Source organism: Anaerocolumna sp. MB42-C2 (assembly GCF_030913705.1).
GTDB lineage: Bacteria > Bacillota > Clostridia > Lachnospirales > Lachnospiraceae > Anaerocolumna.
The window spans coordinates 5076513-5092480 of sequence record NZ_CP133190.1 but is presented as its reverse complement, the minus strand read 5'-3'; the positions used below and the strand labels follow the sequence as shown (position 1 = coordinate 5092480).

General features: G+C 35.2%; 9 protein-coding genes and 2 pseudogenes. 3 read left to right on the top strand and 8 right to left on the bottom strand.

All coding sequences use genetic code 11. From position 1 onward, the window contains the following. Positions 1-14 precede the first annotated feature (14 nt). The 4 genes and pseudogenes from RBU59_RS22540 to RBU59_RS28860 form a co-directional block, all read right to left on the bottom strand. Positions 15-893: a carbohydrate ABC transporter permease gene (locus RBU59_RS22540; protein ID WP_308144725.1), complete on the bottom strand. Its 879-nt coding sequence runs from the start codon at positions 891-893 to the stop codon at positions 15-17. 11 nt (positions 894-904) lie between these two features. Next, positions 905-1813 (bottom strand): carbohydrate ABC transporter permease, encoded by a 909-nt coding sequence (locus tag RBU59_RS22535; RefSeq protein ID WP_308144724.1) that lies wholly within the window; start codon positions 1811-1813, stop codon positions 905-907. Between the two features lie 2 nt (positions 1814-1815). Beyond that, a complete protein-coding gene (locus tag RBU59_RS22530; protein ID WP_308144723.1) occupies positions 1816-4650 on the bottom strand; it encodes an extracellular solute-binding protein in 2835 nt (944 codons plus the stop codon). Between the two features lie 667 nt (positions 4651-5317). Continuing rightward, a pseudogene (locus tag RBU59_RS28860) lies at positions 5318-5407 on the bottom strand (M28 family peptidase); the annotation flags it as partial. Positions 5408-5495: 88 nt separating this feature from the next. Between RBU59_RS28860 and RBU59_RS28855 the strand changes: the two are divergent. Then, a pseudogene (locus RBU59_RS28855) lies at positions 5496-5648 on the top strand (acyl carrier protein); the annotation flags it as partial. Between the two features lie 90 nt (positions 5649-5738). Then, on the top strand, positions 5739-6380 hold the full coding sequence (locus RBU59_RS22525; RefSeq protein WP_308144722.1) for a CocE/NonD family hydrolase: 642 nt from the start codon (positions 5739-5741) through the stop codon (positions 6378-6380). A 686-nt stretch (positions 6381-7066) separates the two neighbouring features. Here the strand turns inward: RBU59_RS22525 and RBU59_RS22520 are convergent. Further along, positions 7067-7897: an AraC family transcriptional regulator gene (locus RBU59_RS22520; RefSeq protein WP_308144721.1), complete on the bottom strand. Its 831-nt coding sequence runs from the start codon at positions 7895-7897 to the stop codon at positions 7067-7069. Positions 7898-8194: 297 nt separating this feature from the next. On the opposite strand from RBU59_RS22520, the gene RBU59_RS22515 reads away from it, so the two are divergent. Beyond that, positions 8195-11290 carry a glycoside hydrolase family 2 TIM barrel-domain containing protein gene (locus tag RBU59_RS22515; RefSeq protein WP_308144720.1) on the top strand — a complete coding sequence of 1032 codons (3096 nt, stop codon included), beginning with the start codon at positions 8195-8197 and terminating at the stop codon, positions 11288-11290. A 403-nt stretch (positions 11291-11693) separates the two neighbouring features. Here the strand turns inward: RBU59_RS22515 and RBU59_RS22510 are convergent, their stop codons facing one another. The 3 genes from RBU59_RS22510 to RBU59_RS22500 form a co-directional block, all read right to left on the bottom strand. Beyond that, complete coding sequence (locus RBU59_RS22510) at positions 11694-11921, bottom strand: hypothetical protein (RefSeq protein WP_308144719.1); 228 nt, start codon at positions 11919-11921, stop codon at positions 11694-11696. A gap of 1287 nt (positions 11922-13208) precedes the next feature. After that, complete coding sequence (locus RBU59_RS22505) at positions 13209-14105, bottom strand: AraC family transcriptional regulator (protein ID WP_308144718.1); 897 nt, start codon at positions 14103-14105, stop codon at positions 13209-13211. A 773-nt stretch (positions 14106-14878) separates the two neighbouring features. Beyond that, positions 14879-15826 (bottom strand): EamA family transporter, encoded by a 948-nt coding sequence (locus RBU59_RS22500; protein WP_308144717.1) that lies wholly within the window; start codon positions 15824-15826, stop codon positions 14879-14881. Positions 15827-15968 lie beyond the last annotated feature (142 nt).

Below are 15968 nucleotides of genomic sequence, written 5' to 3'. Positions count from 1 at the left end.
GCTAATAACTATTCTTATTCTTTCATACCTGCAAATGTCATGGTTTCAACAACATTTCTTTGCAATAGAATGAACAATATGATTGGCGGCAGCATAAGCAGTACGGATCCTGCCATGCCGGCTCCCATTCTAGCATAAAGACTGGAGACACCGACCTGATCAAGAGCTACTTTCACTGCTTTTAACTGTTCATCATATACAACTTCTTTCGAAAGACCATTCCATATGTTTACAAATTGAAAAATAATAACGGTCAATATCGCAGGCTTTACATTTGGGGTAATTATCTTAAAATATATTCTCCATTCATTCGCCCCGTCAATTCTTGCAGCTTCTATCAATGCATCCGGAATCTGTTCAATAAACTGCTTCATTAAGAACAACCCAAGGGAAGTTCCTATTGTCGGGCACAGATAAGCCCAATAGGTATTTAACATACCAAGCTTTGATATGATGATAAATGTAGGTAAGAAAGTTACCTGTCCAACAAACATAAGTCCTAGTAAAATCGTTGCAAAAATAAAATTTCTTCCTGGAAATTCATGCTTTGCAAGGGGATATGCAGCCATTCCTGCAAGCAGTACATGAAAGAAAGTACCTGCAACTGCAATTAATAATGAATTAAACAGATATCTGGTAAATGGAATCCACATATTAGACATAAGCTGAAATAATTCCTGATAACTATCTAAAGTAGGTCTTAAAACATATAGTTTGGGTGGAAATTGAAATAACTCTTCCGATGGTTTAATTGACTGAATAAATGTATAATATAGAGGGAATGCCATAAACAAACCGAGAAGAATAATAATAAAAGCTACAAAGCCATTTCCTATTTTCGATCTTCTCTGATCAACTCCCATATGTTTTTTTCTTATTTTAAATAATGACATCTTCCACCCTCCTAATGTCCCATCTTTCCAATTAACCATGAGGTCAACTTTTTAAAATACTGCATCATAAACACCAGTAATACAGCCATTGCACATGCATAACCAAATTCAAACCTTAAGTTTCCATAGTCCATAATATGTGTTACTATGGTTTCACCCGCATAACCAGTGCTGGGTAATCCGGCAAGCTGAACAGATACTTCGGCTACAGTAAAGCAGGCGACGATCTGCATAACAGCTCCAAATATCATTTGATTAGCCATAGAGGGTATTGTTATATACCACAATTCCTGAAATCTGTTTTTAACACCATCCATCATACCTGCTTCATACAGTGTCTTATCTACATTCTGAAAACCTGCGATAAAGGTGAGGAAACTGATACCCATACTCAGCCACAATTGAACAATGATTAATATTGGCATGATGTATTTTTCATCTGTAAGCCAGCCAATCGGCTGGCTTAAAAAGCCCCAATGCATTAGAATACCATTAACAAACCCATATTCATCGGAGCTGAATAACAATTTCCATACATTCCAGCCCGCAGCACCGACAATTGTGGGAATATAGAATAAAGAGGTTACAACCGCTCTCATCATTGGTTTTAAATCACTAATCATCCATGCAATAATAAAGCAAATGATATAGCTTAACGGACCAACTACAATTGCGAAAACCAATGTATTTTTCAATGCAACAATAAAATATTCATCATTTAGGAACATCTGCAAATAATTCTCAAAACCGATGAACAACGGTTTTTGAACCATATCATAATCAGTAAAACTAAGAACAACTGATAAAATAACCGGCAAGATAGTAAAGATCAGAAAGAATATTAAATAGGGAAGCATCATGAAATAACTAGTCTTTTTTTGTATCATTAGCTCTATTGTTGTCTCTTTTTTTGGCTTCATGCTTAATTTTCCTTTCTCGCTTTCATCTGATTTTGTTTTCTGGCTAATTCTTCATTTACTGAATTCATCCAATAATATAGGTTTTCCCGAGCATTTCCGCCATTATAATAGACTTCTCGAAATGCATTATCAATATTTCGTGAAACATAATATCCGCCTGGAACCTCTGGAATCTCAATAACCGAATACCACTGTTTTAAAAGGACTTCTTTTTCCTCATCATACCAGGTCGTTTTTTCAAAAGCGGCTGAATTAGCAGGTGTATACCTTCCTAAAACCCCTAACTCCGCTTCTATTTCTTTCGAATACGTTGCCTGAGTATCAGCACTGTTCCACCACTTAACAAATTTCCAAGCTGCGTCCTTATTGTCACAATCTTTTAAAATGATGCTGCAAGAACCACTGGCACCCGTAGAAATATTTAATTCATTTTTATCATTTAAAGTTCCCGGAATAGTCGTCATAACCCATTGGCCTGATATCTCTGGAGCTGCCTCAAATAAAGTGTTGTATAAAGTATAAGGAGAGATTATGATTGGCATTTCACCAGTTCTAAACCGGCTAAAATCATCCTTATAGAGTGGAAAATCATACATGGTATAAAAATCCGTCCAGGATTTGAAAGCCTTATATGCCTCACTGGATGCTAACATTGTTTTGGTATTGTCTTTGTTGTAAATGTTGTTACCCCTTTGTGCCAACAAGGTCGGCAATAAATTAATAGTACCTATTCCACTGTTCATTGTTGCATATCCATCCGTATATGGAAGTCCGATTTCTAAGTTTGAAGCCTGCAGCACAGGCATGATTTTCATTAGTTCCTCCCAAGTCTTTGGTATACTGACTCCAAGACTGTCCAAAATATCTGTTCTTACGAACATCATGTAAAAGACCTGCTCTTCCGGAATTGCATACGTTGATTTATTGTATCCATACGGAACGAATGCACTTTTCATATATTGAGAAGTAAGTTCGTTAAAATTATCAAAATCATTCAGCGGAAGCAGTGCTCCTCGGAACGCTAAATTCATTGCTTCACCTCTGGTGGTAAATATGTTTACATCTGGACCCTTTCCTGCAATTGAAGCTTTTACCAGAGCACCCTCGACCAGATTAAGATTTACATTGATACGGGTTTCCTTAGTAAATTTATCATCAATCATTCGCTTTATTACATTTGCCTGATCACGGCCTTTACCTATCCAGACAGTGATGGATTGTGTATCCTTTTTACTGCTTACCGAAGAAACATTACTGTATTCATGGAAGAAGGACCCTACAAATGCTCTGATTTCATGTCCGGCCATTCCAAGTAAATTGGTTTCAGCTTTCGGCAGTTTTACTCCAGGACTTGTAATATAGAAGCAATCCAGTTCCAAAGGCTGCTGTTCAAAAGCTAATACCCATTCAGACATGGAGGAGATATTTGTTTTTAAAATAGGCAATCCCTTTTGAATCTTATAAGGCTTTTGAATAAATGCCTGTAACTGTCGCTTCAACTGGGATATAACCCTCGACGCATAACTGTTCTTTCCATACTGCTTTTCCAAAAACTGTTCATAACCTGTTAATTCATCCACGTTTGCGGTTAATTTATCAAGCAGACCCGGTATGGATGTCTGTAAGTTATAGTCTCTATAAATATCCGGCTCCGTACCGGTAATCATTATGATATCACGGTACAGTGAATTTAGGTTATAAACTGTCGATTCCATTTTTTCGGTTATATCTGAGAGTTCACCCAAGACCGCTTTCATCCTCAGCGTATGTTGTCCCGCGGACAGATAAAATAAGTACGGTTCGTCTCCTCCAAGGTACTCATTTTGCCAGTTAATCGAATAACTGAACTTCACATTCGCCAGCTCTTTAAAGGGTAAATCACCGTCAATCGTAACAGTACGGCTACTGGCAACCCCTTTATTCAGATTCTGCCGGTATCTCATTCCGATCTGATAATATCCGTCGGAGGGAACGTTTATTTTCCATTCAATCCACTGACCTTCGTCTGACCAGTTTTGTCCGCCAATGGTGTTGTAACGAATGCAGGTGGAATTATAAGGCGAAGTATACGGACTGGATTTATCATAAATAGGATATAATTCTGACGAAGATTTCACATATGGTGTCTCAGCTTCGATAGTCTGAAAGTAATTTTTATTACTTTCAGTACCAGGATTTAGCCTTGAATATTCTTTATAAGGAACTATCCTTTTTGAATAAAGACAAACAAAATCTATCATACAATTTTCTCTTTTATTAATTATATCGATAGTATGTTCACCTTTATCTAAATGCACCAAAATATCACCTTTAAAGTTATTGACAAAATTATTTTCTGTCCAAATATGTATCTCTGATTGTTCCGGTCTTATCTCATCCCCGTTTGATGTTTTTGTAAAATTTCCTATATCCACCCATAATCTTGGTAAAGAAGCTATCTTATCACTCTTTGATACGTTGATATTATCAATCAGAATATTGAACTGAATATCCTGACCATTACCTTCCACTGGTAAATACCCTGCACTTATGTTATACTCTCCCGATTCCTTTATGTTAAATTTCCATGAAGCTTTCCCCTGACCATCAAACAGATATCCCGTTTCCGTATCATCAATATCCTTATAATCAACATTTTCAAGGTTACTTGCTTCGGAAAGTTTTAACATAATCTGATTATCTGATACCTTACGATTTTCATCCATATTACTTTGATATTCAAAATTTGTTGGTTTTCTTACACTGTCTTCTTTATGTGGAAGGACTACAGAAATTAACCCCAATATTATAATCAATACACCTATTGTTATGCAAACACCCCTTTTTATAGTTCCCATATGCACCTCCAAGTTTTACATTTTACATCTTAGTTTACTTTAACGTAAATATTATGTATATATTGAACAATTATTTCGCTTTTAAATATATCACACTGTGCAATATATGTCAATCTTGCAATTTTAATAATATATTAATTATTGATTTTTGCATATCTAAAATTTACTTAATGCACATTTTGTAAAAGATGTATAAGAAATTAATTTTTTGACAGACTCTTTTTAGTCTCTCTTTTAAAGGTTTGGTTAGTACTTCAAAGGCTTCTTCTGATATCAACAAGTCGGTGCTGGTCTTTCCAGTCGACTTAAACCAGATGAATATACAGTTGACAGACATGTGCAGAAATTTGGAAGCTATCCGCAAACAATTGAATGCTGACAAATTTCAGCATCATAGCTCTAAACATCAGTGATCTAGTTCTTTTAACTTTTCAATATCTATTTCTTCTAATGGATTATTGGTGGTATCTTTCACTGATACTTTTTCATCCGCAAAATAAAACACAGGTATTTCACCCATATAAAATGAAGTGTGGTCACTTGTTTCACTTCTTGCATGTGCGAATATATAATACTTATCCATAAGCAGTGATAAAACGTTAATTTGTGCTAAATAAGTCTTTAATATTACCTCATTATCTTCATTTTTACAGCCTAATGTGTTATCCTTTTCCGTTTTAGATAATTTCCAGACGAAATAAGTTGAACCTTGTAAACCAACTTCCTCTGCACTAAATAAAATGAACTCTACATTTATCGGTAGATTAATTCCCTGTAATTATCTTGCAATCTCCATGACCGTAACCACACCAGAACCATAGTCAGCCAAATTCACCCCTCAAACAAATTTGAAATCTGACTTCCAAGCCAAATCAATTAATTTTGTACAAATTATTGGTGAATTAGAAGACGAATATGAAGTAGAAACTGATTTTATGCAATTTCGTAACACTTCAAATTTAGGTGAATCAGCTGAATATGTAGCTAGTTTAATTTAACTCATTCAATCAAATTCTGTAATAATTTTTGATTGAATAAATCAGGATTTAGTTTGTAACTTAAATCAATAAATTTTTGGAGGAATTCCCATGAAAAATGTTAAAAGACCACCAATAAGTGAAATACTAACAGATAATAAATTTGAATACGAGCGCATTAAGGAAATATTTGGTAATGAAGAAATAGAAGTAATCTACAAAAAATCTGCAGATGCTACAGAATATGTTGATCTTGAAATAGTTGGTTGGGGATTTTACCAAGCATTAAATCAACGCACTTATGCTGAAAACGGAATTATTTGCGACCAAGACGTTCCAGTAAAGATGCGTGATGGCGTTACTATTTATATTGACATCTATAGACCAGAAAGACTTGATAAAGTTCCTGCTATTGTTTCATGGGGATTTTACGGAAAAAGACCTGGGGATATTCCTAAGACTTGGCAAGTGCTTGGCGTTCCTCCAAAAACCATATCAAAAATGGCAAAATTTGAATCCCCTGACCCTGGATACTGGGTTAAGCAAGGTTATGCTGTCATTAATGTAGACTCTCGTAGAACAGGTAATTCAGTGGGAAAACTTCGTCCATGGCAAAAACAAGATGCTGAAGATGGTTATGATTTAATTGAATGGCTTGCAACTCAAAGATGGTGTAGCGGTAAAATTGCCGATTTAAGTAAAATCAACATCGTGAATTTGAGTGGAAAGATTTATATACCCCTTCTTCGATAAAAGATTTAAAAGAGTTCTTTGATCGATATTTAAAAGACATTAATAATGGTTGGGAACTGGTACCAAAAGTGCGTTTAGGTGTTCAAGATGCTTATTCTTTTGATTATGATAAAAATAGAACTGAAACAGATTTTCCGATTGAGAGAACTACTTATAAGAAATTATATTTAAATGCTGCTAACGAATCACTCGCAGAAGAACCAATTTCAGAAGAATCCACGACTCAATTGAGATTTTTCACTTAATTTATTAATACTAATTTTCTCAATTGGCATTTCATTTAGCAATTCTATAAAAACAACTTCTAATTATTTCTCATTTGTCAAATAGTCTATTTTATTTGTTTTTTCCATACCTAACCTGCCTTTTACTTGCAATTCATCTACCTTGACACTATTATAAAGCAGCTTAAGCTAAAAAACAAGTATACAGGTTTATTTTTGCACATTCTACCATATGGTCTAAGATGTATTAATTAGCTAATATTTCATCTTAGCTTAGCTTCTCAATTCCCATTAAAATGTCTTATATTTTTCAAAGAACCTGTCGTAAATGTGTCGTAGTCTGCGTTATAACATTCTCGAAAGTCATCAATCACAAGCAATTCGCTCCCACTGTTTACACTATGCCAAGATATAACACATGATCGACATATCATATTTGTAAAATTGATTAATTTCTTTGATTTAATTCTCTTTTTTAAAACGTCCGGGAGATATACCTACTGAATGCGTAAATTGTTTTGTGAAGGAATAGGTATCACTGTATCCGGTAAGTATAGCAGTTTCTTTAATAGGAATGCCGGATAAAAGCATGAGTTTAGCGTGCTTGATACGCTGTTCAATGCGATATTGAGACGGTGAGGTTCCAATATATTTACGAAAGTGTTTTCTGAAATTCTCATAACTCATATTAATATTAGCAGCAACCTCTTCTAAGGAAATCTCAGAGCTGATTTCTGAAGACAGTAACTGGCAGGCTTCTTCCATAGACTTCTTGAATAAATCTTCACCAGGATTTCTATTTTTAGATATCAGTATTGCTAAAAGTAACTCCTGAGCCTGAAGAGATAAGAGCGGTAGATCAAAATCATCTGCCTCTTTTAATAAGGTTAACAGTCTAGATGATTTCTGAATGGTAGTATCTTTAAAACTACCTTTTCCAACAGGTGTGTCAGTAGGTATAAGATTCAGACTGTTTAGATAATTATAGGTTGAACGGCCGAAACTGATAAAGAATTCAAGCCAGTTTCCATCAGGGACAACTTCTGTACTGTGGATAACCCCTGGGATTCTTTGTACAAAATCACCTGCTTGGATGGGAAGCTTTTCCTTGTCAGCAGTATAATAAAATCCGTTACCGGATAATAATAGAAAGCAACTGTAATAATCGATAAGAAAATCATATTGAGATTGATCCTTTGTTGGTTTTGTCATATAACCACAGGCTAATATCCCGTTCGTGAAATCTGTTCCGATGCAACGATAAATTACATCTTTTTTCATTTCAAGCTTCATAAGCATCCTTTCTATCTTTTGATTTCCAATTTGGATAAAAGATTAACCAAACAAAACATTTAGCAATGGACTATCTCATTATATAATAAGTGTTAGATTAGTACAAGTAATTAAATTATGATATAACCTTACCAAATGTGACAAATAGTTACGGTTCAGCCATCTAGTACCGCGAGGTGTTTTGTGGAACAAAACCCGAGAACTTCACGCGCCAATGTGCTCTTTCTGCACATTGTGTGCATAATTCGTTGCAGTGAAGCATTAAGGCTGAACGGTAACGACAAAGAGGAGGACATTATGAACAGAGATTGGGAAAATCAATATGTAACACAGAAAAATCGTTATCCGATGCATTCACCCTATGGAGCATATGAAACAGTGGAACAGGCATTAGAGTGCAATCGATCAGTTTCAAAGTATGTACAAAGCCTGAATGGAATGTGGAGATTTATGCTATCAGAAAGTCCTTTCAAAGTACCAGAAGGATTTCAAAATATTGATTATGTAGATACAGATTGGGATATGATACCGGTACCTTCCAATTGGGAAATTCATGGATATGGAAAACCGGTGTACACGAATATGTTATATCCTTTTGAAAGAGAAGGAGCTGATTCACATTTTGAATTGGAGATTGCAAAGGGACAGGTAGAACTAAATGCACCTTATGTACCAGAGAAAAATCTGACGGGGTGTTATCGTACAACTTTTGAAATTCCCGATTATTATGAAGGTAAAGACATATTGATTGAATTCGGAGGAGTTGAATCCTGTTTTTATCTCTATGTAAATGGCATTGAAATTGGATATTCACAGGACAGCAAGTTGGATGCATACTTTGATATCACTCACGCAGTTAAAAAAGGCACTAATGTTCTGGCAGTAAAAGTTCTTCAATTCTGCGATGGTACTTATCTCGAGGATCAGGATTATTGGCATTTATCCGGTATCTATCGTGATGTTAGGATTTGTGCGAAAGCAAAGCAACGTATATTTGACTATAAGATTGAAACCTTATTCGAGAATGGAAACTTTAAAGAGTCAGAATTGAAAATTACGCTTGTTCCGAATAATTCCGTAAGAGGCTATGGAGAAAGCTTTGTTAAATTAAGCTTATATAATGCGAAGAAAGAATTAGTTACTACACTACAAAGTGAACCTTATGGAAAATGTGGTGTCTATTTGAGTCCTAAGTTTACAGCAGTTACATCTGTTAAAGTAATGGAACCAAATTTATGGTCGGCTGAGGATCCGTATTTATATACTTTGGTTATGGAGACCATTGATGGAGCCGGAAATATCACAGATATAGAAAGTTCAAAGGTGGGCTTTCGTAAAATTGAAATCCTTAAGGATGGGGTCCTTTATATTAATGGAAAACGTCTCATTGTACGAGGTGTTAATCTACACGAATTTTGCCCTGAAACCGGAAGATATATTACAGATGAATATATGCGCAAACAGATTATCTGTATGAAGCAGCTGAATTTTAACGCCGTTCGCAATAGCCATTATCCACATGTGAACCAATGGTATGACCTGTGCAACGAACTTGGAATCTATCTTGTTGATGAAACGAATCTTGAGACACATGGCTATGGTGGTCAGTTAAGTTCCTCTCCTGAATGGACTGCTGCTTATATGGAACGTGCTACTCGTATGGTTCTTAGAGATAAAAACCATCCTTCCATAATTCTCTGGTCCCTTGGCAATGAATCAGGCTATGGTATGAATCATGCTGCTATGTATGGATGGATCAAAGAATATGATAAAACCAGATATGTTCAATATGAATCTTATAATCCTGGATCAAATATTACGGATATTAACGTACCGATGTACCCTTCAAAAGACTGGATTGAAGAAAAGATGTCAGATATGACGGATCTAAGACCTTTCATTATGTGTGAATATTCTTATGCAAAAAGCAATAGCAATGGTAATTTCATGGATTTTTGGGAATTGGTAGATAAATATCCTCGTTTTCAAGGGGGATTTATCTGGGATTTTCAAGATAAGGCATTGACACAAAGAATAGAAGATGGAGCCAGGAAATATGTCTATGGAGGAGCTTTTCATGAAGCGGTTGTGGATCCCGTAGAAGATATGTGTCTGAATGGAGTAGTACTACCGGATCTCACTTGGAAGCCAGCTGCCAATGAGATTAAGAATTGTCAGTCACCAGTTAAGATTATTAATTATGTACATCCGCATTATGGCAGTGAATATATGATGATAAAAAATAACTACCAGTTTATGAATCTCAGTCATTTAAGGTTTACCTGGGAGTTGGAATGTGAAGGTAACATAATTGAGCAAGGAGAACTAAAGCAATATTTAACCGCTGCAGGAGAAATGGAACTTCTGGAACTACCGATGACACAGAATAAAATCTACGGAGAAGCTTACCTTAATATTAAAGCAGCATTAAGAGAAAATACAGCTTATGCTGAAGCGGGCTATGTCATTTATACCTCCCAGTTTCCGATGGAGCATTCTGTATTTACAAAGAAGGAAAGCAACATATCTGGTGAAAAGATTGCCATGAAGGAAGTAGAAGATGAAATTATCATCACCGGACCGAATACTGAAATTTGTTTTAATAAACAAACCTGTACTTTTCATAAAGTAGTACTGAAAGGAAAGGCGAGAATGACGGGCGGTAAAGATAACTTCTACAGACCTGTAACTGGAATTGATGAAGGTACAAATGAATCAGGGAGAAATTATGCCAGTGAATGGAAAGAAGAAGGACTCAATAATCTGATAATAAATGTATTAAGTGTTAAAACAGCCGTAACGGATTCACAAGTATTTATTTTTACTGAAGTTTGTTATCAAGATGGAAAACTGAAAGTATCTTCACAATATCGGATTGGAAGTGAAGGCATCGAAATAAATAAGACAGTAGTTAATAACTGTTCATCTAAGACAATTCCGAGAATTGGTCTTACCTTTGTTCTTCCTGCTGATAATAATCATATAACCTGGTTTGGAAGAGGTCCCTGGGAAAATTACTGTGACAGAAAAACATCAGCAATGATTAGTTGCTATAGCAGTACTGTCTCTGAGCAGTATACCCCTTATATTAAACCGGTGGAGTGCGGCGGAAAAGAAGATGTAAGATATCTGACCGTAGGTAACAAGGAAGGTCATGGATTGTACGTTTCCGGTGCCGAACCATTCCACTTTGATATTCATGACTATTCAATCGCAGCGTGCGATGCTGCTGCTTATGCGGATGAAATTGTAAAAGATGATAAGGTTTATTTGAATGTGGATTATAAACATGCAGGTGTGGGCGGAGATAATGGCTGGACAAAAAATATCCATCCTGAATATTGCATCGGTAAAGGATTTTATCATTATCAATTTGTAATTGAGGCCATATAAAGAAACTTTAGTTAAAATTGCACTTTACGGAAATGGTGCACGTAAAACCATAAAAGGTGGTACCGGCTCCGGAGATGTGAATTCTAGAGATGTTATTACTATCAGTACTGTACTGCAATCCCGATACGATTCAAGGTACACAAGGCGCGTGGGTAACAGAAACTAGATCGCTTGGAATTGTTTATGGTATGAATCACTTTATTAAATTATACTTTGGAGCAAATGGACTTACCATTGATCATGTGAAAAAACGATTTGTGAAAGAATTCAAGGTGCCAGTTTAGAATGAAAAAAAGAGGACGGGAATCCAATGTTATTTAGTTAACTTAAAATGTTACTATGTATCAGAGTAGAGAATGTATTTCTATCATTCTCTACTCTAATTTAGCATATGCAAAATATGCTAATGTTTACTTACTAAGGTCTGAAGCAACATTTTCTTTTTTACATTGGTTGTATCCATTTCTTGCGCAAAAGTGGCACTACGCTTTAATTCATTTCTAATATATTCTGTTATATCCATATAGGCATCTGACATAATGCTTACGTTAAAATATTTTTTACCGCCAATCATAATATAGTCAGTAATACTATTTTGAATATCGTTACTAATAAAGGAATAGATAATCAAAGTAAGTTCACCATATAGAATAGATGAAAAAATAATTACAGAATTTAGAACCAGAAAATATGTTACAAATGAATTACTGTCTTAAGACCACCAAAATCAGAAGCGACCAAATGATTTACTAGTAAAATCCGATCAAATGCTATTGCTGCAATTAATTGACCTATGGAAATCCATAACTTTTTTTAGTTATTTCTTTCATCCAAAATAGAATAAATAATAGTCTTCGCCTACTGCTCCAACAGCTACATCCCAATAAGGAACAGGATCGTGGGGGTTAAAAAATACTCGATTAAGGAAACCTGGTGCTTCCTCCAATACGGTCCTGAGAAAAGCAATTCTTGTAGGACTAGTTCCATAAAGTTCCCCACCACGAGACCACCATAGTTTATCTTCCGGATGAACATAAGTCTCGCCATGCCGCAAGTTCTTGAAAATGTGCCGCACATGATAACAAACAATCATTTCGTCATCAGAATTATCGCCTCAACATGCCTTGAACGGTCAATAATGATGCCGCTTTAACCTAGTGGGTCCTTGGCGGAAACCAGCATTTTAAAAAACTTTCCCCTTGGCAGGCTTTATTTTCCATATTTGCACACCATAAAATAGCTGCCTTAGTAATTCCAGTATACAGCTTAGCTTTTTCTTCCGCATATATGCATAAATCTCTTCTATTAACTAGCAATTCCTTTAATGAACTGATTGCCCATACATCTCCATTCTAAAAATTGGTTATCAATCCAATTTCACCATTACACGCATTGATGTGTTTTTTAAGGATTATGCATTTCATATTTAGAGTTCATTGGATTAACTTTTTATTTTTATAGCAAACAACAAAAAATATTGAAAATACCAAAATATTAAGTATTATTATGATTCCACTATCGTAATAAAAATTATTAGCAATAAGCATTCTCATAATTGCATCTGTAAACAAATATTTTGAAAAGATAGCAATCGTTTTATTCGATTGAGCTAAAACAGGAATGAAAAATAAAGTTAATGTTAGCGGCAGTGCAATTGGAGTAACACTCACCTGCTTATTCACTGAAACACCAATAATTGCGCCATGTAAGAGGGAAATTCAGAGTGGCGTAAAGTTTTGGTATGATTTTACCCCCTTTACCCCCCTTTACGCTTACCTAATATTGTTGTATTGGTGGCATCCCATTGATATATTTTCTCATATGGTATGGCTCGAGAGGATAGGATTGATAACTCTCCGTTCGAGGGAACATATCAACTGATTTTTTGTATGATAGTGGCATTCCACCCCTTTACACCTTATACGTGTAATTTTTTACATGGACAAAAATAATTAATAGTTCCCTCTTCTGCATCAAAAGATAAATCCTTAGCATATACTTCTGCACTCCAACCATATGAATAATCTGGCTCATATCCATTTTCTAATATTCCACCTACCATTAAATCATGTGAGTGGCTGAAAACATCACCATTAGCAAAATCACCATTGATAAACCCATTTCCTACGATACAGGACTGCAAATCCCGATAATCAAAACCATCGGGAACTTTCATTCCAGCTGGCATTAGCATACCCGCTAAATAAGTAAATGTTCCTGTTTCGTTATTATATTCTCCCATCCAACCGATATAATATTCTATTACTGGTGAACTGCATTCCAACACATCAAATGTATTTTCTCTAAAACACTTTTCCCATAATTCAGGAACCGGATTATTACCTCCACCATTTACTACCTTTTTACCTATCATTCTTACTGCAGGAAGTTCAATAAATTCAATTTTACCTAATACAGCCATCTTGCTATCACTCCGTTCTTTATTCATATTCTGAATTTGGAAGGTTAATTTTGGATATATATTAAATACTGTGCTTTTGTTTCGGGCTTTTGTTGGTGAAATACCATGAAAATCTCTAAATGCACGAGTAAATGAAGCATGTGAGTCATAGCCATATTTTAAAGCCACATCTATTACTCTTAATTTACCTTTTTGCAATTCAAAGGCGCTTAAAGTCAATCGCCGGCGCCTGATATATTCAGTTAATGTAATCTCAGTGATATATGAAAAAAATCGTTGAAATTGATTTTGTGGGCAACAGGCTATAGCAGCAGCTTGCTTATAATTAATCTCTTCAGTAATATTTTCTTCAATATAATCTATAACCATGTTCATTCTTTCAAAAGCATTCAATGCAATATCCTCCTTCACAAATATGATATCTCATATCAAAATTTATTTCTTTGCATATGGTGATCATTTTAGGCATAATGCTTGTTTCAAGAAGAAATCAATATTATTCTTTTTCATAGTAAAAAATAAGAAGACCAAGATGTTTGACCAATGATTAATTCTGCTTTTTCATTCTTCATATTAAAATAATCCGCATTAAGCATTTGACGAATTTAATTTACCAATCTTTATTAAGTTTACACTTAATTACATAAGATTTCCACAAGCATTTTAGTATCAACATAAGTCTATGATTCACAAAATTAAGTCATCAATCATGTCTCCTCAACCCTATCAAAAATAAACCGTTATCTAATCTGTCAACTCAACCCTATCTATTTTTATGCTGTGGATATGTTCTCCCAAACATTAAAAATAAGAGTATCCTGGAATCGATACCTCCACTTACATTCCACAGTAGAAATCCTAATCCCTGGGAACCTTTTGCTTCAAGCCTTTTCTGCCCTCTCTATTTCGTCACTCGTGACATCAATGCTACCGTTTCAACATGGCTTGAGTGGATAGGATTGATGTCATTGGAACCGTCCGTTCGAGGGAACATATCCACCTGTTTTTTGATGATTTTTTATAATATCCGTATGTGGAAACATATCGATAATTTTGCATGCAGCAAATCCATAAAATTTTAAACCATTTATACACCTCGAAATAACTTTTTCTATATATACGTTTAATCTGTTATAACACGCTTTGTACTGATTTATGTAATTAGTCTATACCAACAAAATTAAAGTTCCTGCAACAATACTTACTAGCCCTACTGTCGATTTTACATTCAGTTTTTCTTTCAATACTACAAAAGAAAAAGCAATTGTGACCAAGATACTTAATTTATCTATTGGTACAACTACACTGGCTGGTCCTGTCTGTAAGGCACGATAGTAGCATAACCAAGAACCACCCGTTGCCACTCCAGATAATATAAGAAACAACCAGTTCTTTGTATTTGTATCTTTTACCGTATGCTGCTTTCCAGTAACAAATACAACAATCCATGCCATAATCAGAACTACTACTGTACGAATTGCAGTTCCAAGGTTGGAATCTATGCCTTCAATTCCAATCTTTCCAAGAATAGAGGTCAGACTGGCAAATATAGTGGAGGCAAATGCATAAAAAATCCATGAATGCCGTTTCCATAGAGCAAATGCAGTCTTCTGCTCTTTCTCTGGATTACTATATTCTTCTGTGAAATCCGCTTCCATCGTTCGCCTTACTTTTGTCTTAACCGATATGGAAGCTTCTCTCTTTTGAATCATTAGATAAGTACCTGTCCCGATTAATACCATAGCTACAATTTTTACTAATGAAATCCTTTCTCCCAAAAAAACAAAAGCCAGCAACATCGTGAGAACCGTACTGGACTTATCAATTGGAGTTACCTTATTTACATCTCCTATTTGAAGTGCTTTAAAATAGCACAGCCAGGACGCACCTGTAGCAAGTCCTGATAATATCAGAAACAGCCATGTCTTTTCGCTAATCACTACTATCATACCTACTGTTCCCGATAGAAATACCATCATCCATGAAAAAAGCAAAACTACTACGGTCCTTAGTGCAGTCGCAACATTGGAATCCATATTTTTTATACCGCATTTCGCTAATACAGCAGTAAATCCCGCAAAAAAAGCTGAGCCAAATGCAAACAAAATCCACATCTATATTACACCTCTCTAATTTATTATAATGACATCTACGTTTTTTCTATCCTCTATTGTACATGTTTTTTTCAAGCTGTCCATCTGATTATTTCTTGGGCTTCTGCAGTTTCATCAAAAGCCTTTGTTATCTTCTGAGTTA